The organism is Candidatus Liberibacter sp. (assembly GCF_014048425.1).
Classification (GTDB): Bacteria; Pseudomonadota; Alphaproteobacteria; order Rhizobiales; family Rhizobiaceae; genus Liberibacter.
Window position 1 is genome coordinate 27,092 of record NZ_JACETX010000004.1, and the last position, 22,224, is coordinate 49,315.

Genomic DNA, 22,224 nt, shown 5'->3' on the forward strand with positions numbered 1-22,224 from the left:
GTAAGCATTCTTTTTCTCTTGGGAATTTTGTTATTGATGGGCTTTTTAAGATAATGATCTTTTAGAAAGAAGGTAGATATGCTAAATAGGGAGGATTGTTGTTTTCAGAGTAGGTTTTTCCGTATTTCAAAAAGATATTTCTTTTGTAAAATAACGTCATTGAGAACTATCTAATTGATATAGAATACTTATTGATAAAAAAATTATAGTAAAAATGACGTAGTCGATTTTCTTTTTTATAACAAGAGGATTATATTTTCTGTGGATATGTTTACGTTGGAAAGTCGTCAGGACAATTTCGTCACGAGTCTTGAGTTTTTCCAAAAAAATCGTTTGCGTGTCTTGAAGATCTTTCCCAATTTTGGGAAATTGATTGTTAAAATTTTATATGATTTTCTTAATACGAGGCGTATAATTTCTTTATAATGAGCGCAATTAATTTTCTTTTTATAGAAAAATTAATGTAAACGAACCATCTTTGATGGGGTCTCGTACTAGATCTTGTTGTCTCATCTTTTCTTATATTAATTTTCCGCTTTAACCAGGATGAATCATCTTTTCAGGCCTAACGATTCTATCATATTCTTCAGCAGAGATGAAACCACAGGCGATAGCTTCTTCTCTGAGACTTGTTCCATTTTTATGAGCCGCCTTTGCGATAGTCGCAGCGTTGTCATATCCTATTTTAGGCGCTAGTGCAGTGACAAGCATCAAAGAACGGTTAAGTGAAGCTGCGATATTTTCTTTACGTGCCTGAAGACCAGTCATGCAATTAGAGGTAAATGACATAACAGAATCACTTAAAAGCTGTATAGACTGTAGAAAATTATAAGCAATCATGGGTTTGTAAACATTTAATTCAAAATGTCCTTGGCTATTAGCAAAAGTAATGGCAAAATGATTTCCAAAAATATGTGCACAAACTTGAGTCAAGGCTTCACACTGGGTTGGATTGATTTTCCCTGGCATTATAGAAGATCCCGGCTCGTTTTCAGGTAATGCCAGCTCTCCAAGACCAGCACGTGGACCTGATCCTAAGAAACGAATATCGTTGGATATTTTAAAGATAGCGGTAGCCGTTGAGTTGATTGCTCCATGACAGAAAGTGATTGCATCGTGTGCAGCGAGTGCCTCAAATTTGTTGGGAGCAGTTATAAACGGTAATCCGGTAATATCCCTTATATTTTGTGCAATCTTTTCGGCAAATCCAATAGGAGAATTAAGACCTGTTCCTACAGCTGTTCCTCCTTGTGCAAGTTCATAAAGTCCGTTCAAGGTAATTTCGATGCGTTCAATGGATTTTTTTACTTGTGTAGCATAACCTGAAAATTCTTGTCCCAGCGTCAAGGGGGTGGCATCCTGGGTATGGGTGCGTCCAATTTTTATAATATCCTGAAACTCATCTACTTTTTTTACCAAGGACTTTTGGAAATATCGTAGAGATGGCAATAAACGGTGGACTATTTGCTCTACACAGGCGATATGCATCGCTGTTGGATAGGTATCGTTTGATGACTGGCTCAAATTGACATGATCGTTAGGATGAACAGGATCTTTTGAACCGACAACTCCTCCCAAGAGCTCTATCGCACGATTAGCAATGACTTCGTTAACATTCATATTTGACTGTGTGCCAGAACCAGTTTGCCAGACAACTAAAGGAAAGTGATCATCTAACTTTCCAGTTATAACTTCCTCAGCAGCTTCGATAATTGCATGTCCAATCTTAGGATCAAGTTTTCCTAGCTCTATATTAACATGTGCTGCGGCTTTTTTTATGATTCCGAGCGCACGTATGATGGCGAGGGGCTGTTTTTCTTCACCAATTTTGAAATTTTCGAGAGAACGTTGTGCTTGAGCGCCCCAATAACGATTTTTTTCTACTTCGATCATGCCGAAGCTATCTTTTTCAGTGCGAGTAATAATGGTCATTGTTTCTCTGTGTTTCCTTGTTTCTCAATAACTGGAATGTTAGTTAATAAAGCCATCATGAACGGGAGCGATTATATGTCTTTTTGCTTATGAATGCAAACAGAGAGGCTGATATTACGATAAGATTGATGAAGGAATGCTATTGGTTTTTTTTCAATTATATTGCAGATATTTTCTTTGCCAAAATGAGATTATCGTGGATTTATGTACGAAAAGACTGTTGAAGGAGAATAAAATCCTAATACAATAGGCTAAAAGGAGAAAAGAAAAGGATTTTTGGATGAATATCCCAATCAATTTGTTCAGTTTTTTGTATTTTTTGTATTATTCACAGAAGGTTATGAGAAAAAGGAGATCTCTCTGGAGAGATTAGGAACGGGCAACAGAAATTTTATAAGTGTTTAAGGTTTTCCTTTTTGAGGATATTTAATCAATGTATCAGGAGTAAAAGGCGAGTTAAGGCATGCATTTTTAGGTTCTTGATTATGTGGGTTGTCATTTTCATTTTTGATCTTCAATGCTAAATTTCGAATAGAAACGGTTAAAGATCTTTTTCAATTTTGAATAGAATGGGTCTCTCCATTAGCCTCAGAGGAAAGTTAATATGCTAGTTTGGAAAACTTTCGACAGGGTGATATTTTGAACAAGTGCGGAGTATCATTCAAATTTATCGCATGAGAACTTCGACTAACGTATTTTCTCCAGAAACAACTGAAAAATCTCGAGAGTAAGTTTTATCTTTATTGCGGGCAAAGACGACGTAATCTCCTTCAGAGAGGATCATAGAAGGAAAGGCTCCCGCACTGTCGCCAACTATATCACCGCTGGGTGTTGATATTGACCATGAGGTATTAGCGATGGCTTCTCCACCTTCTTCGGATACAAGTTTGAATGTTATTTTAGCTGCTCGATTTTGAATGGTTATATCAAGAAGTTTTCCTGCTTCTACCTTAACGATAGTGCTTACCATTGCATTATAATTTCCATAATGGGAAGTAACTTGATAATTAGCGGCATTTAACCGTACGAGTGTTCCAGAATTCACTTTATTAACGATCATCAGGGTTTTTTGATTAGGATCCTCTTGTAAGGTATGAATAGCAAAATTTAGCTCATCGTCCGTAATAATTTTATTGGGTTTGTAAGCGCTATATAAACGTATTCCTCCTGCATTAAGTATTAATACTTGTTTTTTGACTTGACCTGTTTGGGGTACATTCAATTTTTGGACAGTGCCAGAGTGACCGAAAGAAGCACTCACGAGATAATTTCCTGGGAGCAGTTGAAGATTGATCTGTCCTCCTCCTGAAATTTTTGTGATAGGTGATAATTCCCCTTTTTTGTTCAGAGAAACATCGAATACATTCCATAATATTCCATTGCGTATTGGTTTTTCATGTTCAGTTAATCGTGCTTCGAAAGAGATTTTTTGCGGAGTGAGAAATTTATTACCCTTAGAAAAATCGACAGGAAATCTAGATGTTTTAGGTGTTGCATGAATGTTACTAATGTCTTCTTCCTTGGCATATGATGGAAAAGAATAGATTCTCATCATTATGGTGCTGATAATAAGAGACAGAAAAAACTTCTTCTTGGTTTTGGATGAAGGCGAATCTAATTTCATTTATTATTTCCGTGTTGTATTAAATGGGATTGTAGTTCCCTTTATGCAATCAGGATTATATCCAAATTTTAGCGGACAGCTATCTCTAATAGTACTTTAACTATAAATCGATAAGAGCAGAACCAAGGTATGTTTTTTATATCACGTGCATTTCGCCTATTATAAATCAATCCGATACTGAAAATCTATTTTTATATATTGAGAAATATTTATTTTACTCAATACGTTTGAAGCATTTTCGAAAGATTTCCAAGGATTACTCATATTTTATATAAACTTTTTTTAATAGGATATTGCAATTTTTCATTTCATTTCTAGGTTTGGTTTTCTTTTTTAAATTAATAACATACACAAAATGCAAGCTGAGTCTTTAAATGCCAAGGCGAATTCTCTTTTCTACTTAAAAAGATCAGCATAAGGTCTATTGATTGTCAAAAATATAGTGGAAGACTATGGATGATAACTTGAATTGAAAAATATTTCTAAGGATTATGGTTATGGGTCGTTATAATGTGCATTTTTCTTTTCCATAGGTTTGATCTCGGAGACTGTATTACTCGTGACAATGGAAAATTTACTGATGACATTTGATATTCTTATCATTGATGCTGAAAAAGATATCCGGGATACGATTTCTCGGATACTCAATGATGAGGGATATATGATTCGCACTGCGCATAATTCGGATAGCGCTCTTATAGAAATTGCTAATCGTTTGCCACAATTGATTTTATTGAATATTTTGATAAATGGTTCTTTAGAAGGTGGTTTATCCTTACTGGATAACATTAAAGAAAATTATGCAGATATTCCTGTAGTGATGATTTTTGGTCATGGGGATATTGAAGCGGCAGTTTCATCTATAAAACATGGGGCTTTTGATTTTATAGAAAAGCCTTTTAAAACAGACAGACTCTTGCACACAATATATAGAGCAATTGAAAACTCACATCTTAAACGTGAGGTCTATGAGTTAAAGAAAAAAATTGGTGGAGAAGAAGAACTTATAGGAATTTCAGGGGTTATTTCGCAGTTGCGTCAAGCGATAGATCGGGTGGCTTTAACGAATAGTCGTATTCTGATTTATGGTTTGTCGGGTGCGGGTAAGGAGCTTGTTGCACGTCTTATTCATAAAAAATCAGCAAGAATCAAGGGTCCCTTTGTTGTTTTAAAAGCTGCTGATATAACTTCTGATCGCATAGAAAGTGCTTTGTTTGGAAAGGAAGATACGTTAGGAAAAGCACAAAAAATTGGTTCTTTAGAAGAAGCACATCAAGGGACTCTCTATATTGATGAAATTGTATATATGCCACGTGATATACAAGAAAAAATTTTACGGACACTTGTTCAAAAGAAATTTAAACGTGTAGGTGGATTAAAGAATATTACAGTAGATGTGCGTATTATCTCATCTACGGCAGTAAATCCACATGACCATATTGCAAAAGGATTGCTGAGAGAAGATCTTTACTACCGTTTAGCAGTGGTACCAATTCGGGTTCCGAGTCTTGTGGAAAGAAGAGAAGATATCCCTCTACTGGTAGAGAGTTTAATAAATCAAATTTGTTTTAGATTGGGAATTCGTCCGCGTCGTATTAGTAACGATGCCATGGCGATTTTGCAAGCTTATGATTGGCCTGGAAACGTTCGCGAATTAAGAAATCATCTGGAAAAGATCCTTGTTTTAACGCGCGACGAAGATCCAGAATCAGAGATTACTACAGATATGTTGCCAGCTGATCTTAGTAGATTTCTACCAACAGCTTCTATAGAAGAGAATCAGCAAATCATGAATTTATCCTTGCGTGAAGCGAGAGAGATTTTCGAGAAGAATTACCTGACGGCACAGATAAACAGGTTTAGCGGCAATATTTCTCGTACTGCAGAATTTGTGGGTATGGAACGTTCGGCATTGCATCGTAAACTAAAATCCTTAGGTTTATGAATAGTGATACAAATCTTGTTCAGCATAAAAAGTTCAAAAACTATTCATTGTTTCCTTCTCCGGAGTCCAGACTGACAATCATGACCACAACAAATAATCAATGAGCATAGTCACGTCTATATCAGATGTATCCATGGGAAGAAATTCATCAAGATTTTTTTAAACGCAGTGACTCTTGTTAAAACGAAAATTCTCCTGGAGGCTTTTGGATATTTTGTTTTCTATTGAAAGCAATTTAAAGAGAGAACGTGGGATAGATTTCCGATCTTTCTATATTGTACCTATTGGAAATCTCAAAAAGTTTATATTTACTGTAGTAAAAACAGTAATTTTCCTCTCAATAGAGTGGTATATTTCCTTTTTTTGAGAAATAGTCGCATTTGTTAAGATAACCATCTTTCTTTTCTTTTTAACTGAGCTACCAATAGACGTTTTATTTAAAGACAATCTTAACTATTGTTAAAGCAGGACAAGAGCTTTTCAAGGAGTACGAAAATACCAGAGAAAGCGACGACAAGATATACGCTTTTTTGGGTTTACTGATGGTATTGTGAAAAAGCCTAAGTAAAAGTTGCGGGATTGCAATTAAGAATATGTAGGCATATCCACGATGTCTTATTTAGGATCCGGGGAAATTAAATCTTTGTTTTTAGTGTATTTTAATGATAATTTTATAAATTTATCCATTTTATACTATGAAATAATTGATTTTAAATCCAATATTCTATTATACAGTATACACGAACGTGCTTATGATATTTATGATTTCTGCCACTTTACAGGGTTAATAAAGCGGAGGAATTGATTTGCGATTTGTTGTGAATTGTTTTTATAAGTTAGATTTCGACTTCCTATAAGCTTATGATTCATGGTTATGATATTTTTTGGAGTAATAGCAAATTATTTTTTACAATAGGTTGAGATATGGAGTGTTCTATGAGTTTGGATAATTCCTCGTCTATATTTGTCAATCGACGAGGGATGATGTTGGTTATTTCTTCACCTTCCGGAGTTGGAAAATCTACAATAGCCGACAGTATTCTTCGATCTGATAAGAATTTTGATATATCGGTGAGTGCTACGACTCGCAGTCGGCGTCCAAACGAAGTGGACGGAAAAGATTATCATTTTTTGAGCCTAGAGCAATTTGAGAAGTTGCGGGATTCTAATGCTTTTATAGAATGGGCGAAAGTACATGGTCATTTTTATGGTACGTTGCGGGATCCCATAGAGAACAATATATCCCGAGGAAGGGATATGCTCTTTGATATTGATTGGCAGGGAACATTTCAACTTCGGAAGAATATGAAGTCAGATATCGTTTCGTGTTTTATTTTGCCACCAACGATGCGAGAGCTTCATTCTCGGTTATGTCATCGTGCAAAAAAAACTCAGGAAAGTCAAAAATCCGTTGAGCTACGATTATGTAATGCCTATACAGAGATAAAAAAATGGAACAACTATGACTATGTTATTATCAATGATAGTTTAGAAACTTCTTTAAGGACGTTGAGGTCAGTGATTGAATCAGAACGAATACGTCGGCAGCGTATTGACCGTGGTATAAGTGGTTTTATAAAAGGATTATTACAGGAAAAACTATGATGAAAATCCATGCAGATTAAGGGTTTTTATCTAGAGGAATAGGACCCGGGACTGGCAGGGAGCACAACGGTTTTTTTGTTATTAAGGAAGACACGGTGATTTATGTGTGCGTGCACGGCGCGTGCGAGTACTTGTGCTTCCACATCTTTTCCTATTGAAATGTAATCTGTAATGTTTTGTGTGTGTGAGACGCGTATGGTATCTTGCTCGATGATAGGACCTTCATCGAGTGTGGGTGTCACGTAGTGAGCAGTGGCACCAATGAGTTTTACGCCATATTCGAAAGCTTGTTTATAGGGATTCGCTCCTTTGAAACAAGGTAGGAATGAGTGATGTATATTGATAATACATCCCAGCATTTTTGTGCAAAATTCATCAGAAAGAATCTGCATATAGCGTGCTAAGATAAGCAATTCTGTGTCGGTTTTTTCTATTATTTTTGTTAATTTTTTTTCAGAATCTTTTTTATTCTGTGGTGTTATAGGGATATAGTAAAAGGGAATACCGTAGCTTTCGACTAGTTTTTGATGATCCAAGTGATTAGATACTACACCGGTAATATCCATGAGGAGAGTGCCAGTATGCCATCGATATAATAGATCATGAAGGCAATGGCTAAAACGCGAAACCATTATGATGGTTCTTGTGAAATCTCTCGTATTCCGAATAAAAAACTCCATTGAAAATTTCTTGGCAATATCCTTAAAATCTTTGTGAACTTCTTCTAAGTGGCTATCTTCTTCTGGGGTAAAGCTGACCCTCATAAAAAATCTCTGAGTATCTGAATCATCGAATTGAGATGAATCTGAGATGTTGCAATGTTTTTTGGATAAGTATCCGGCAATTTCAGCAACGATTCCTCGTCTTGAGGGACAGGTAACAGTCAAAATATAATTAGACATTTGGCTAACTCAAACTTGTGGTTCTTGATATGCGTAAAAAATATATTTCCTAATAGTGATGCTATTCTAATTCTTGTGAAAAGAAAAAACCATACGATTTTATAGACTATTTTAGAGGTTAAAATCACTTGTATCACAACAATTCATACTTAACTTATTTATTTTATTCTATTCTAGCTGTCTATTTTGAATGAAGAAGGAAATATTTTGTGTTTACTGAGTAAGTTGAGAAATAAGAGATTTTTAAAAAGTATAATTTTATGTAAAACGGGAAATTTTGCCATTATTACGGCATGTAGCATTCTATGTATTATGATGTTGACAGGATTAGCGTTTGATGCCGTGAGAATCATGTATTATAAATCATGTCTGCAAGAAGCTGGAGATATAGCCGCTCTTACCAGTATGGAATATTTTGAGAACCTAATCCTAGAGGATGGATCTACTCAGGTTTCAGTAATATCAAAGAAAATTGATGATACTATTGATTATAGTCGTAAGATTTTTAAATTAGAAATTGCACAGAATGTTAAATTTATTCCAGATTTAGCACTCAAAATGAGTCAAACAGCAGAAGTGTCGTTAGACAAGAATCAATCAGAAAAAGGATATAAGTTATTATTTCGGCCATCATATGAGATGCCACTTAGTGGATTGTCTTTTGGATTAAAAGCATTAGGGATGAAATCTATTGTCATTTCTACAGATAGCGTTGTGAATACATTTAATCAGTCTTCACTCTCCAAACACATAGATGATTTAGCAATTTCAATACATGCGGATGTTACAAATGCTGAATGGACATCGCAAGACAAAAACAAGATAAAAGATGCAATATATTCAGTAGACGGCGTGAAATTTTTTTTAAAACAACTTGCACGTTCGCTGAAACAAGATATTCCTGATGTTGATAAACATGTTTACGCAGGTGTTTCAGAATTTGGTATGGATACGAAGATTTTAACATGGATGCAGCATGGAACGCGCGGTATATCAAGTGCTACTTCATTGATATCTGTACGGGCAGAAGACGATTTTCCCAATATAGAGGATTCTCTTGCAAGAACAAATGTTACTTTGACAGGAAAAGAGAGGCTCCACGATCCTATGAGATTGATAGATAATTATCATATTATGATACTTCGCAATAAGCCGATTCCTGATTACTATCATCATAGCGAGCGTTTTATAAAGAAAATCGAACATCTCTGTCATTTAATGTCAGAGAATCGTAAGAATCCTGATTTTACTCCTTTAACTGAAAATTCTCCTGCTGAAGGTACTGTGCGAATTATTGTTATGGGAATTTCTCCTCACCCAATGGCCGCTAAAATAGGAAAATTATGTGCTACATTTCAGGATGATTATTACGAGGCTTATACAAAAGAGGAAATAGAGAAACAGGCTCAGTTGATAAGTAATAAATTGGTAGGGGATATCAAGGATAGATTTTCTTCTCGTGGACTAGTCAAGCTTATTCGATGAGGTAATAAAACGTGCATAAGTGAAAAGCGATCGGTTTTCTTTTTATTAAACATTCTGATATTTATAAAAAATATGTATTTGATCTCTTGCTATACGAGAGAGATTTCTCTGGACGAGAAAAAGAAATATCATGAAAAGTGATTGGCTTCTACGATGGAAAGGGCAATATATCTTTGATGTGAGAAGTTTTTTGGACATTTATATTCTATTTTCCCTTTTTCAGAGAAGTGTCATCTTTGAGTGACATGCAGATTTTGGTAAGAATTAAAACAAGAAATATTTCTGGTGACAACGTTTTTAAAACTTCTTGGGGGCTGATATGGGATAGGGCATCATATTATACTGTAAGATAAATTTTTGGATTGCGAGGATTGAGAAGAAAAGATCGGTAAGAGATAAGAAAAAGTGATATATTCCATAGGTTTAATAGTCATATTATTCAGACTTTTTGCATTGGGGATATGGGATATATATGAGTTCAGTTGAAGATTTAAAATGATTTTTTTCGGTATATATTTTTCCATGGTGTGGTTTTGATAGCATTTTTCTACGATGTATGATCGTTTTGTTGAAAAACAATAAGTTGAGATTTATGAAGTATTTTCAGTTTTTTATGATTTATATCACGCAGTTTGAGGAGTAAAATTCGCCGACAAAAATTTTAAAGCCTTTTTTACAGGTGCTGGTTTGGAATACAAGATATCGGATAATATCTCTGTATTCTTTGGGTATAATGACCAATTTTCCGAAAACACTATATTGTTGCACTCACTGCTGCGGTGGGTTTAAAAAGGTGTTTTATTTTAATATATTTTATAAAAAATATTGCATTAAGTCGTTCGTATATATCCTTTGGGAAAGATTTTTCTGTGTTATCCATTTCTGATAGAGAAATTCTATTGTTTTTCGTAAAAAAGAATTTTTATAAGCATGTAAGATGGTATGCCGTATCTATTTTCGCGATGGTAGTTGTTGCTACAATGACGGCATTGAGTGCGTGGATTATGCGTGATGTCATCAATGAAATTGTTTCCCGTGATATCACTCGTATTTCTTTTGTTTCTGCTACGGTAGCAGTGATATTTCTCATAAAGGGAATCGCATCTTTTATACAAAATTATTACTTAAGCTGCGCGGGTAATTCTATTGTTGCTGAACAGCAACGAAAAATCTATAGCCGTCTTTTGCAGCACGACCTTTACTTCTATGACAGCAATCATTCGTCACAGTTGCAAGTTCGCTTTATTCATGCTGCGCAGGCAGTGCGAGGTGTTATTGATACGCTCGTTACGTCTTTTATAAGGGATTCTTTGTCTCTATTTGGGTTGATGATAGTGATGGTTATTCAACATCCTCTATTGTCCTTATTTTCACTTTTAGTTGGTCCTTTATGTCTTTTGGGTATTCGTTTGCTGGTTAAAAAAGTACGTCATCTCATGGCACAGGGGATTCTTGCCCTTGAGAAGATTATTCAAACTCTTCAGGATACTGTTGTAGGAATTCGGGTTGTAAAGGCTTTTGCAATGGAAGAGATTATGTGCCAGCAAATGTATAGTGCAATAAAAGAAGTTGAAGATCGCTCTAATAGTATAGCTATGTTAGAATCTGCAACGAGTCCAATTATGGAAACCATTTCGGGATTGGTCATAGCAGGGGTCATTATTTTATCTGGTTTTTTTATTGCAAAACAAGAAAATACCCCCGGTGAGATCATGTCTTTCGTAACAGCATTACTCATGGCTTATGAACCAGCAAAGCGTATTGCTCGCACGCGTATTAGCTTGGAAGGAGGTATGATTGGAGTTCGTTTCATGTTTAATCTTCTCAATCATCCTATTGCGATAAAGGAAAGTCCTCATGCAAGGCATATGCTTTCTGGAGCAGGAAAAGTTGTATTCCGTGATGTTGATTTTTCTTATAAAAAAGAGCATCCGGTTCTTGCAGGAATCAATATATGTTTTCATGCAGGCAAAACGACAGCTTTAATAGGACCTTCAGGAAGTGGTAAATCGACGATTATTAATTTGCTTATGCGTATGTATGATCCATCATCTGGTGTGATTGAGATTGATGGTATTGATATTCGTGATTTAACTTTTTCTTCCCTGCGAACCTGTATTTCATACGTTGGACAGGATGTTTTTTTGTTTTCTGGAACGGTGCGGCATAATATTCTTATTGGTCGTCCAATGGCAACAGAGGACGAGCTTATAGAAGTTTCCAAGGCTGCGAATGCACATGATTTTATTATGAATTTACCTCAAGGATATGATACCGATATAGGAGAGAATGGTAATGGTATTTCTGGAGGGCAAAAACAGCGTATAGCCATTGCACGTGCTATGCTCCATAATGGTCAGATCCTCGTCATGGATGAAGCGACCAGTGCTCTTGATACCCATGCTGAATTTCTCATTCGCGAATCGATGATGCGTTTGATGCAGGGGCGCACTGTGATAGTGATTGCGCATAGGATATCGACAATCGCGCAAGCTGATCACATTATTGTTATAGAGAAAGGAACAGTTTCCGAAGAAGGAGATCCGATGTCTTTGCTTCAGAAAGAAAATGGATCATATCGAAAAATGCACAGTTCCCAGATTCTTGCAGATCTTCTCTGAAAGAGACGAAATATTAGTCTCTTTTGCATATTTCTGATAGTGGATTCAGACGAGGAGGCCAAGCTAATTCATGATAGTGCGATTCCAAAGATAAATTAGGATTATAATTTGGATCTTTGCGTATAATATGTTTCCAGCGTTGTGCCATATATTTTATTTCTTTATGAAATCTTAGTTTTTTTTCTGGTGTATTGTCCAAGCCGCGCGTGTGTGATTCATGATGGTATAGCTCCGCATAAGGTGTCCAAACGCTTCGATATCCTGCTTCCGAGATTCTAAGACAAAAATCTACATCATTAAATGCGACAGCTAGATTGTTCTCATCGAAACCACCAAAGGTTGTAAAAATCTGTTTGCTCGTGAGCATACAAGCTCCCGTCACGGCGCTTACTGAATGTATAACTTTGTTTAATCCAAAATATTGACTAGTACCTTTGGGAGCTTTTAGGTTTTTATGACCTGCTATACCTCCCATTCCGATGACTATACCGCCATGTTGTAAAGTATTGTTATAATACCATAAGCATGCACCGACGGATCCAACCTTTGGCTGAATAGCTATTCCCATCATTTCATATAACCATTCTCCGGTAATAACTTCAGTATCATTGTTTAAAAAGCAAAAGAAGTCTCCTTTAGCGGTTTTTATGGCGCTGTTATTAATTTTTGAATAGTTAAAAGGTTGTGTTTGATCATGTATAATTTGAAGGTTTTTATACTTTTTCTTGATTCTTTTCATATAGGAGAGGGTTTCTAATTCATATGAGTTATTGTCAATAAGGATTATCTCATAATTAGGGTATGTGGTTTTTGCATAAATGCTTTGCAAGCAATTTTCTAGAATAGAAACATGATTTTGAAACGGGATAATAATACTTACGAGTGGGACAGGCTTGGGAATACTATAATGGGTACGGTATCCGACGGTAGAGAATTCTGATTTTGCTACTATATCATTGCGCTGAAAGTGATCATTTAAGGCACGTTTGCCTGCAGTCACAGCGTAATTCTTATTATCTAAGGACTTGGATGTGCTATCATCATGACTACGCCAATGATAAAGAACCAGTGGTATATGTATGATCTGGGCAGGATTAATTTTGTCTAAAAATCGTAATGCAAGATCATAGTCTTGCGCGCCTTCGAATCCTTCTCGGAATCCTCCAATTTCTTTGAAAAGATCTGCTTTATATACTCCTAGGTGGGAAATCATATTGTGTGCATAGAAAAGATCGATATTGAAGTCATATTTGAAATAAGGAGAAAATCGTTTCTTACCGTTTTCGCTTATTTTATCTTCGTCAGAATAGATGATTTTGGCGTTTATATTGGAATTAATTTCTAAAGCAATATGAAATAGCGCTGTTGGATGAAGTAGATCATCGTGATCTAACAAAGCAAACCATTCACCCTTTGCCAATTCTACTGCACTATTAGAGGCAACTGAGATTTGTCCTCTACTTTCTCGAAAAACGACTTTGATACGAGAATCTTTCTTCGTATACTCTTTGAGCAATGAGATAATACTTTGATCATTGGAGTTGTCTTCAGCAATGCACAGTTCCCAATGAGGATAAATTTGATTTCGCACAGATTCTATAGCCATTCTTAGCCAATCTATTTTGACCTTATATACGGGCATAATGACAGAGATAAGAGGTTTTTTATTCCATCGTGAGATTTCCTTTTGCATAATGTTTTGTGATTTTTGGGATACATTATCAAATTTAGACAACCATTCTTTGTAGGATTTTTTTGATTTGCGAGTTAGCTTTAATTTTATTTTTTTTAAAAATATTTTTATATAATTCTTGCTTTGCAAAAACATTTTTAGCTTCATTTCTCTATGGATTTTGTCAATCTCTTTGTTCAGGGGAAGATCGCCCAGATTTTTAATTTAGTCTTTAATATGTTTATATTAAGTCAGTGCTATTATGGCGATATTTGATTTGCGATAATCTTTCCATATATATCTCATCTTTGTTCTATTTGTTGTAAGGTTCTTAATCTTTTAAAAATGCATAGAATTACCTGCCTAGACTTTCTCGTAGCAACTCATACTCTTTCACCTTTCTTTTAAAATATAATGTAAAGTAGGTGATCCATACGAGAAGTCAGAGCGTTTTATATTTTGGATTGGGGGAAATTTTTATTTCAGAAAAGATTCTAGCTAGGGACTTTTTATTGAAAAGAGAAAGGTTTTTTTTAAAAAATTTCATCGTCGAACAAATATTTTTATCCATAAAAAATAATGTTTGATATTCAAGAATTTTTATACATAAGCTCTTAAAGAGAGTTTCTCTATGAGCTACAAGTAAAGGATGAATATGAAAAATTTTCTTAAAATAGCGTTGTTTTTAAAAATTTTTCGTCGAAAAATCATTAATATTGCTCAAATTTACTCAGTTAAAATTGATTTTATAGACTTAACAATATATATACTAAGATAGTATATACTCCATACTATATATTTTATTTTGGCATGTGAAAAGGGAAAAAAGACAAAGGACTAGGTATACATCTCGGATTTTGAGAATTATTTCCCTTGGAAAATTGAATCTTCTCGATTCAATTGTCGTCTTTTAAGAAGTTTATTTTTCCTCTTTGGGGGATCTTGCGTTGACGGATGCGTTTTTCTCTGAGGTTTTTTACAAATCCTAGATTGAGAATTAAAGGCTACATTTTTTAATATTATTTTGGTGTATGAATTTCGATGGTGATTGTTAATCCTGTGCGTGTTCTTAAAGCAAAAAAAATCAAAGATAATCGAGGTTGGTTTTCAGAATCTTATAATGATAGAGCGTTAAGAGATATTGGTATAGACGATGTTTTTGTGCAAGAGAATCATTCTTTTTCCTCTTCCATAGGTACAGTAAGGGGACTGCATTTTCAGAAACCACCTCGTTCGCAAGCAAAGCTTGTGCGATGTATTGTTGGTCGAGTTTTTGACGTGGTTGTGGATATACGCAAGAATTCTCCTACCTGGAGTCACTGGGTTGGACTAGAACTTTCTGCGAGAAATCACTTGCAAATTTACGTCCCAGTTGGATTCGCACATGGTTTCATGACGTTAGAACCAAATACAGAGGTCATTTACAAAGTAACGAATTTTTATTCTAAAGAGTATGAATCAGGGATTTTTTGGAAGGATGTAAGTATAGGTATTGAATGGCCAAGATTAGAAAACATATTTCCCAATTTATCTGAAAAAGATATGTTGCTTTCACGTTTACAGGAGTTAGATAGTCCTTTTGATTATAACGGAATGCCTCTTTTTCCTCTTGATTTAAATCAATATATAACATGCGTTTAATTATAACCGGAGGGGCAGGTTTTATTGGATCAGCAGTTTGTCGATATTTCGTAGATGAGTTAAAAATACATGTTTTGGTGATAGATAAATTGACTTACTCTGGGAATTTAACCTCTCTGAAAGAGGTTTCTCAGAATAAGTTATTTTCGTTCTTACAAGTCGATATTTGTGATCGGAATAGGATTCGTTGCGCGTTTAAAGAATTCCAGCCAGATGCTGTGATGCACTTGGCTGCAGAGAGTCATGTAGATCGTTCTATTTGTGATCCCCAGGAGTTTATTACCACTAATATCGTGGGAACTTTTGTATTGCTAGAGGAAGCGAGATTATGGTGGTCATCTCTTTCTGGAAGAAAAAAAGATCAATTTCGTTTTTTACATGTTTCCACAGATGAAGTATACGGCTCTTTGGAGAATGGATCATTTTGTGAGGAGATGCCATACAATCCGTCTTCACCATATTCTGCGTCGAAAGCTTCCGCAGATCATTTGGTTCTTGCGTGGGGACGCACATATGGATTTCCAGTTTTGATTTCACATTGCTCCAATAATTATGGACCGTACCATTTTCCTGAAAAACTTATACCACTAGTTATTACCAGGGCTATAAAAGGAGAGAGTATTTTTATTTACGGTGATGGTCAAAATGTGCGTGATTGGCTTTATGTCGAAGATCATGTTCAAGCATTACGTTTGATTCTCAGCAATGGAAGGATCGGAGGAAAATATAATATTGGCGGGGAGAGTGAGCGACATAATATTGATATCGTTTTTCACATTTGTGGTTTGTTGGATTCTTTGATGCCGAAAGATTATCTTCATTCTTGTTTGGTTCGTTTTGTAAAAGATCGTCCTGCCCATGATCGTCGTTATGCTATTGATTATTCAAAAATAAAAAGTGAAATAGGATGGTTTCCTCAAGAGAGTTTTGAGAGTGGAATAGAGAAGACTGTTCATTGGTATTTGAACAATAGTTGGTGGTGGAGATCTCTGTGTGGTGATGTTATGATGAGGGGCCATGCCCAATGGAATAGTTTAAGTGAGGATTCTGGTAATCGGAAATAATGGTCAGGTTGCGACTGCATTATCTTATTTCTCTAATCAAGAAGCAGAAGTAATCAGGATAGGACGTCCAGATATTGATCTCGCGACACCGAAAAATTTTACAAAAATTTTTTTAAAGTTTTCTCCTGACGTTATTGTTAATCCTGCGGCATATACAGCTGTAGAAAAGTCGGAAAATGATCCAGAAAGGGTCTTTGCTATTAATGCAACTGGTGCTGGTGTTGTTGCGGCGGCAGCCGCAGAAATTGGCATTCCTTACATATATGTATCAACTGATTACGTTTTTGATGGATCTGCTTGTGTTCCTGTTCGTGAAGATGCTGATACGGCTCCTCTCAATGTATATGGAAAGAGTAAGTTGGCAGGTGAAAGAAATGTCATTTCCTTTACGAACAATTATGTTATTTTGCGTACGGCATGGGTTTATTCCATGATTGGTAGAAATTTTTTGTGTTCTATATTAGAAGCGGCAAAAGTTCGTCATGAATTGGATGTTGTTTGTGATCAATTTGGAACGCCAACTTCAGCTTTTCAGATTGCAATTTCTATTCTTAAGATTGCACGTAATTTGGTAGATAATTCTGATATTGCTTTGCGTGGAGTATTCCATATGGTGGCGAATGGTGGTCCTATCAGTTGGGCAGATTTTGCTGAACATATTTTCTTGATATCAGCGAAATATAGCGGTCCTGTCGCTGAAGTTCGTCGAGTTTCTACTCGTTTTTACCCTACAACCGTACGTCGTCCGATGTATTCTTGCCTTGATTGTAGCAAATTGGAGAAAATTCATAATATACGGATTTCGAGTTGGAAAGATGGCCTTTACAATGTTTTTTCTCATAATTTTAATAATACGAAGGTAATTTTAGAGAAAAATTTCATACGGAGTAGCAAATAATGAAGGGTATAATTCTTGCCGGCGGATCAGGTACACGCCTTAGCCCAATTACAGATGCTGTCTCTAAGCAGATATTGCCGATTTATAACAAGCCGATGATTTATTATCCTTTGAGTATTTTGATGGATGCTAATGTCCGGGAAATATTGATCATTTCCACGCCAAGGGATCTTCCTGTTTTTAAGAATCTTTTCGGCACAGGAAAACAGTGGGGAGTGGAATTTTCTTATATAGAACAACCGTTTCCTGGTGGTTTAGCACAAGCTTATATTTTAGGATCGGATTTTGTTGGTGATTTATCTTCGATTCTTATCCTTGGGGATAATATTTTTTATGGATCCGATCTTTCTGCTATTTTTCAAAGGGGGTGTATGCGACAGAAGGGAGCGACAATAGTTGCTTACCATGTTCGAGATTCGAAGCGTTATGGTGTTGTTGAGTTGGATTCTTGTAATCGGGCAATTTCTATAGAAGAGAAGCCTGAGTTTCCAAAATCTTCTTTGGTGGTTACGGGGCTCTATTTTTATGACAAGGATGTTGTTGAAATTGCACGCAGTCTAAAGCCTTCTGTTCGTGGTGAATTGGAGATTACGGATATTAATCGCCATTACATGGATCAAGGGTCTCTTTCGGTAGAAGTTTTGGGACAGGGTAGTGCGTGGTTTGATGCTGGCACATCAGAATCATTGTTGGACGCTTCGATGTTTGTTCGAGCTCTTGAAGAGCGTCAAGGATCGTATATTGCTTGTCCTGAGGAAGTAGCATACAGAAAAGGTTTCATAAATAGAGATCATTTTTTGAAACTTGCTAGAGGATTTGGAGATCATCCTTATGGACGATATCTGCGGGGAGTTGTTGAGGAAAATATTGGAAGCGTATCGAGTGTCCTTTCGTGAATCTCTGGTTTAGCTATGATAAGGTTTCCTTCTGTATATCGGCTTATTCCTCGTCCTGATTTGCATGATTCTTCCTTATGTAGCCTTCGATTGATATCGTCACAGGAGAGGAGTTTTGTTATCTATTTGCCTTTAAGTAGTGATACCATAGGCTATTTTTTGTTTACTTCTTTTTCTAAATCATGGAATTTTTATAGTGAAAATCTCATCATCGATAAGATCGGTCCTCTTAAGGGGTGTTTTTTTTGGTTGCGATCTCTATTTGTTTTTGGGCGAGATAATAAATTATGTTTTGGCGAAAATCGTATTTTCGCATATGGCTCAAGGCGGGCAAAGAGATCTTTTTTAAAGTCCAACCGTCATATGAGGATAAGGGGTCTACCCTTTGATGGAAATAAAATCCATAATTTCCCGCAGTTATTGTATGGATGGGATGATTCTATAGCGAAAAATATTGACTTACAGATAGCAACTAAGGCGAGAATAGCTATCGTTGTCCATATTTACTATGTTGATCGTTGGATGGAGATAGCCAATCTTCTGTCAGGACTAGGTTTCACTTTTGACCTTTATATAAGTCTTGTGCGAGAAAGTTCAGAAATACGATCGGAAATTTTGCGGCGTTTCTCGTGTGCACGGGTATATGTAATGGATAATTATGGAAGGGATATCCGTCCCTTCCTTGTTTTTCTTGAAGAAGGGAAACTTGATAAATATGATTATATATGTAAGATCCATGCTAAAAAATCAAGGGATGGAAGGCATTCTTGGTGGGAAGGAGATCTGTGGCGGCGGTGGATTTTCTTTGATCTTCTTGGTGCATCTGGTGTCGCTTTAAAAATTATCGAGACTTTTGATAGGTGTGATACGATAGGAATGATAGGTTCACGAGCATATCGCTATCCCAACAACTATTTTGCGCACGATAAGGCTTGGGGAAAGAATTACTCATCGGTTCTTTCTATTGCTAGAAAGATGGGAATTCTTTCTGAAAATTGTAAGCTTGACTTTTTTGGCGGTACAATGTTTTGGGTGAGGCGTAAAGCTCTTGATCCCATAAAATATCTAGGACTTTCAAAAGATTTCGCATCGAATAAAAATGAAAGTTTAGATGGAAACCTCGAACATGCCATTGAGAGATGTTTTTCTCTCTCTGTTATGCAAATGGGTTTATGTCTTGGTGATGTTGATTGTATACTAGGAACGTCTTCGAGTCAGATGCCTCAAATTTCTATTTCAGAAACTTAGAGTTTATATGATATTATTTTTAAGTATTTTGACAAAATCTCATTTTAGAGTTCTTCTAGGAAAGGGAAGAATTTATTAATCACTTCCCTAAATACTATGATATATCCAATAAGAAACAAGGGATTATAAAGATTTCCAATCTTGAGAAGATATTAGAGAAGAATGTATCAATCGCTGCCCAATCGAGATCGCTTTCGCTTGTAACTTTTGAATTCCTATAAAATACGAAATATTGTTTGCGAGTACGAACCCGTGCCTTCTATAGAAAAAAGCTATATAGAAGATATTTGCGCTACTTACAATTGTCTCAGATTCTGTGCTTTGTTGTGCAGTATACGGGGCACATAAGATGGGGAAAATACACGATTTATTAGGAATTTTCAATCATAAGGTGATAGATTCTTTTTTTTCAGAAACTACGTCTGTTTTATATATGATTTTTAGTTCTTTATGTGATATAGTCTACTTCTATATGGAATGAGGATACTAGTTTATTTTAAAGAGAGAACGTCGTTTTTTGCGAGATGTGTACGGTGTCGCAATTACAATCCTAAGCTTTAGTTATGTGACTTGTTTCTATATATGATTGCATGGCATCGTACGATGGGTGTCTGCGTCGTTATTTCTTATAGGATTTTTAATCCGTTTGACGGAGCTTTTTTATGTTACACGAGACGCCTCTTATGTCGACGATTATATGGGGGTTTGTGCTTGCCTTTTTGTTTGGAGCTATGGCAAATCGGTTTCGTCTTCCGACGCTCGTGGGATATCTAGTAGCTGGTATTCTCGTAGGTCCTCGCACTCCGGGGTTCGTTGCTAGTCAATCTTTGGTTCCCGAACTTGCAGAAATAGGAATTATTCTATTGATGTTTGGTGTAGGATTGCATTTTTCTTTGAAAGATCTCCTCTCAGTACGTGGTATTGCTATTCCTGGAGCTATTATCCAAATTTTTTTGGGTACGTTTCTTGGTTGTTGTTTGGGAATGGGCATAGGATGGTCTCTAGGAGGGAGTTTAATATTTGGTTTAGCTCTTTCCATTGCATCTACAGTTGTGCTTTTAAAAGCGCTCCAAGAACATCGTATACTTGAGACAGATCGTGGAAGGATTGCCGTTGGTTGGTTGATAGTAGAGGATCTTGTTATTGTCCTTGCGCTTGTTTTTATACCCGCAGCTATCAACATTCATTCAGGAGCTTCTCTTTCATCCGATCCTTTGGTTTTTATAGCCAGCCGGCTTACAGGAATTGATTTTGGAATTGCCGGAGTTATCCTCATTACTTTACTGAAAGTTATGGCTTTTGTTGGAGTGATGCTTATCTTTGGACGTCGCATTATTCCTTTTATATTGCATAAGATATTCTATACGGGATCGCGTGAATTATTTCGTCTTGGTGTGTTGGCTATAGCACTTGGTGTTGCTTATGGAGCATCAAAGTTATTTGGTGTGACTTTGTCGCTTGGTGCTTTTTTTGCAGGTATGGTTTTGGCAGAGAGTGAGCTCAGTCAAAGTGCCGCACAAGAGAGCCTTCCTATGCGTGATGCTTTTTCGGTTCTTTTTTTTGTTTCTGTAGGAATGTCATTTAATCCTCAGGTTCTTATCAGTAGTCCCTTCATACTATTGATGACGATAATGATCATCATTTTTGGGAAATCTTTGATAGCCTTTATGATAGTCATTGCCTTCAAGAGATCTGTTATGACGGCTTTGACAATTTCAGCGAGTTTAGCACAGATTGGAGAATTTTCTTTTATTTTAGTCGCTCACGGAGTTAAACATGGTCTGATACCAGAAAATGCTAGTGATCTTGTTATGGCATCGGCTATTATCTCCATCATTTTAAATCCGCTTGTGTTTGCATTATTTGGATATATACGACCTTTGCTTGAATCTTTCCTTATCAGCTTTTGGGGACAGACGGAAAATGAAGACAGAGAATGCTTGGTTGAATCTTGTGCGTTTGCGCGAGCGATGCCAAGCTCTCATACTGCAACCATTTCTGATCAGGAGGAGGAAACTGTCAGTCAAAAGACTATACTTACTGATCATGCCGTGTTAGTTGGTTATGGGCGTATTGGTACAATAATAGCTCAAAATCTTAAAGCAGCGGGTATTTCTTTTCTTGTCATCGAAGAGTCTGAAAAGAGGATAGAGGAATTGCGTGCATTAGGTATTGATGCTGTTTATGGTAATGCTACAACTGGCGACGTGCTTTTAATGGCAAATATTGTTGAGGCTCGTTCGCTCGTTGTATCTATTCCAAATGCTTTTGAAGCAGCTTATATCACTGAAGAAGCAAGGAAAGTTAATCCGTCCATTCTTATTATTGCAGTTGCCCAATCCGAAGCTGAGGTAGAGCACCTTACGAAATATGGAGCAGATACTGTCGTTATGAGCGCACGTGTAGTTGCATTTGGTATGTTGGATAGATTGAATCAGGTTCACCATGAAAAGGTTGTATATGATCAATGCACGGATGTTTTAGCATTAGATACTCAACCAAAAAAAATCTCTGACTCAAATAATCAATCTAAAGCAGACAACTTAGATCAGTAAAACGTTCTTTTTTGCTTAATGATTGTTATTGTTCGTGATATCAAGGCTTACTCTTTTGTTAAGGTAGGAATGTCATGTCATTTGGGCTTTGGATGTTTTATGTTTTGTTTTAAATTGATTCGAAGTGTTTTTTGGT

General features: G+C 36.1%; 14 protein-coding genes. 10 read left to right on the top strand and 4 right to left on the bottom strand.

All coding sequences use genetic code 11. The features are described 5' to 3' along the window. Positions 1-537: 537 nt before the first annotated feature. Together fumC and H0G72_RS01075 are read right to left on the bottom strand one after the other, a co-directional pair. A complete protein-coding gene (gene fumC / locus H0G72_RS01070; protein ID WP_182016753.1) occupies positions 538-1,932 on the bottom strand; it encodes a class II fumarate hydratase in 1,395 nt (464 codons plus the stop codon). A gap of 667 nt (positions 1,933-2,599) precedes the next feature. After that, complete coding sequence (locus tag H0G72_RS01075) at positions 2,600-3,556, bottom strand: hypothetical protein (RefSeq protein ID WP_259345078.1); 957 nt, start codon at positions 3,554-3,556, stop codon at positions 2,600-2,602. A 580-nt stretch (positions 3,557-4,136) separates the two neighbouring features. Between H0G72_RS01075 and ntrX the strand changes: the two genes are divergently transcribed. Both ntrX and gmk read left to right on the top strand, forming a co-directional pair. Then, positions 4,137-5,501, top strand: coding sequence for a nitrogen assimilation response regulator NtrX (gene ntrX / locus H0G72_RS01080; protein WP_182016755.1), 1,365 nt, complete (start codon positions 4,137-4,139; stop codon positions 5,499-5,501). 936 nt (positions 5,502-6,437) lie between these two features. Then, on the top strand, positions 6,438-7,106 hold the full coding sequence (gene gmk, locus H0G72_RS01085; RefSeq protein WP_182016757.1) for a guanylate kinase: 669 nt from the start codon (positions 6,438-6,440) through the stop codon (positions 7,104-7,106). A gap of 26 nt (positions 7,107-7,132) precedes the next feature. Here the strand turns inward: gmk and purU are convergent, their stop codons facing one another. Continuing rightward, positions 7,133-8,008 (bottom strand): formyltetrahydrofolate deformylase, encoded by an 876-nt coding sequence (gene purU / locus H0G72_RS01090; RefSeq protein ID WP_182016759.1) that lies wholly within the window; start codon positions 8,006-8,008, stop codon positions 7,133-7,135. 312 nt (positions 8,009-8,320) lie between these two features. Between purU and H0G72_RS01095 the strand changes: the two genes are divergently transcribed. Continuing rightward, positions 8,321-9,493 carry a hypothetical protein gene (locus H0G72_RS01095; protein WP_182016761.1) on the top strand — a complete coding sequence of 391 codons (1,173 nt, stop codon included), beginning with the start codon at positions 8,321-8,323 and terminating at the stop codon, positions 9,491-9,493. An 869-nt stretch (positions 9,494-10,362) separates the two neighbouring features. Continuing rightward, the gene (locus tag H0G72_RS01100; RefSeq protein ID WP_310649469.1) at positions 10,363-12,114 is read left to right on the top strand and encodes an ABC transporter ATP-binding protein; all 1,752 of its coding nucleotides are present in this window, start codon (positions 10,363-10,365) and stop codon (positions 12,112-12,114) included. 13 nt (positions 12,115-12,127) lie between these two features. Here H0G72_RS01100 and H0G72_RS01105 read toward each other — a convergent pair whose 3' ends face one another. Continuing rightward, positions 12,128-13,954 carry a glycosyltransferase family 2 protein gene (locus tag H0G72_RS01105; protein ID WP_182016763.1) on the bottom strand — a complete coding sequence of 609 codons (1,827 nt, stop codon included), beginning with the start codon at positions 13,952-13,954 and terminating at the stop codon, positions 12,128-12,130. A gap of 873 nt (positions 13,955-14,827) precedes the next feature. Between H0G72_RS01105 and rfbC the strand changes: the two genes are divergently transcribed. The 6 genes from rfbC to H0G72_RS01135 all read left to right on the top strand — a co-directional run bounded on the left by rfbC (position 14,828) and on the right by H0G72_RS01135 (position 22,088). Further along, positions 14,828-15,427, top strand: coding sequence for a dTDP-4-dehydrorhamnose 3,5-epimerase (rfbC, locus tag H0G72_RS01110; RefSeq protein WP_182016765.1), 600 nt, complete (start codon positions 14,828-14,830; stop codon positions 15,425-15,427). Further along, positions 15,418-16,491 carry a dTDP-glucose 4,6-dehydratase gene (gene rfbB, locus H0G72_RS01115; RefSeq protein WP_182016767.1) on the top strand — a complete coding sequence of 358 codons (1,074 nt, stop codon included), beginning with the start codon at positions 15,418-15,420 and terminating at the stop codon, positions 16,489-16,491. The genes rfbC and rfbB overlap by 10 nt, the downstream gene beginning before the upstream one ends. Next, complete coding sequence (gene rfbD / locus H0G72_RS01120; RefSeq protein ID WP_182016769.1) at positions 16,466-17,389, top strand: dTDP-4-dehydrorhamnose reductase; 924 nt, start codon at positions 16,466-16,468, stop codon at positions 17,387-17,389. Before rfbB ends, rfbD begins: the two co-directional genes overlap by 26 nt. After that, positions 17,389-18,285: a glucose-1-phosphate thymidylyltransferase RfbA gene (rfbA, locus tag H0G72_RS01125; protein ID WP_182016771.1), complete on the top strand. Its 897-nt coding sequence runs from the start codon at positions 17,389-17,391 to the stop codon at positions 18,283-18,285. Before rfbD ends, rfbA begins: the two co-directional genes overlap by 1 nt. Positions 18,286-18,300: 15 nt before the next feature. Then, the gene (locus H0G72_RS01130) at positions 18,301-19,533 is read left to right on the top strand and encodes a rhamnan synthesis F family protein (protein WP_182016773.1); all 1,233 of its coding nucleotides are present in this window, start codon (positions 18,301-18,303) and stop codon (positions 19,531-19,533) included. Positions 19,534-20,195: 662 nt separating this feature from the next. Continuing rightward, a complete protein-coding gene (locus H0G72_RS01135) occupies positions 20,196-22,088 on the top strand; it encodes a cation:proton antiporter domain-containing protein (RefSeq protein ID WP_182016775.1) in 1,893 nt (630 codons plus the stop codon). The last annotated feature ends 136 nt before the right edge of the window (positions 22,089-22,224 follow it).

Excerpts from the sequence above, each read along its gene's own strand:
- fumC (WP_182016753.1), bottom strand. The coding sequence starts at position 1,932 with ATGACCATTATTACTCGCACTGAAAAAGATAGCTTCGGCATGATCGAA.
- H0G72_RS01075 (WP_259345078.1), bottom strand. The coding sequence starts at position 3,556 with ATGAAATTAGATTCGCCTTCATCCAAAACCAAGAAGAAGTTTTTTCTG.
- ntrX (WP_182016755.1), top strand. The coding sequence starts at position 4,137 with ATGACATTTGATATTCTTATCATTGATGCTGAAAAAGATATCCGGGAT.
- gmk (WP_182016757.1), top strand. The coding sequence starts at position 6,438 with ATGAGTTTGGATAATTCCTCGTCTATATTTGTCAATCGACGAGGGATG.
- purU (WP_182016759.1), bottom strand. The coding sequence starts at position 8,008 with ATGTCTAATTATATTTTGACTGTTACCTGTCCCTCAAGACGAGGAATC.
- H0G72_RS01095 (WP_182016761.1), top strand. The coding sequence starts at position 8,321 with ATGATGTTGACAGGATTAGCGTTTGATGCCGTGAGAATCATGTATTAT.
- H0G72_RS01105 (WP_182016763.1), bottom strand. The coding sequence starts at position 13,954 with ATGAAGCTAAAAATGTTTTTGCAAAGCAAGAATTATATAAAAATATTT.
- rfbC (WP_182016765.1), top strand. The coding sequence starts at position 14,828 with ATGGTGATTGTTAATCCTGTGCGTGTTCTTAAAGCAAAAAAAATCAAA.
- rfbB (WP_182016767.1), top strand. The coding sequence starts at position 15,418 with ATGCGTTTAATTATAACCGGAGGGGCAGGTTTTATTGGATCAGCAGTT.
- rfbA (WP_182016771.1), top strand. The coding sequence starts at position 17,389 with ATGAAGGGTATAATTCTTGCCGGCGGATCAGGTACACGCCTTAGCCCA.
- H0G72_RS01130 (WP_182016773.1), top strand. The coding sequence starts at position 18,301 with ATGATAAGGTTTCCTTCTGTATATCGGCTTATTCCTCGTCCTGATTTG.
- H0G72_RS01135 (WP_182016775.1), top strand. The coding sequence starts at position 20,196 with ATGTTACACGAGACGCCTCTTATGTCGACGATTATATGGGGGTTTGTG.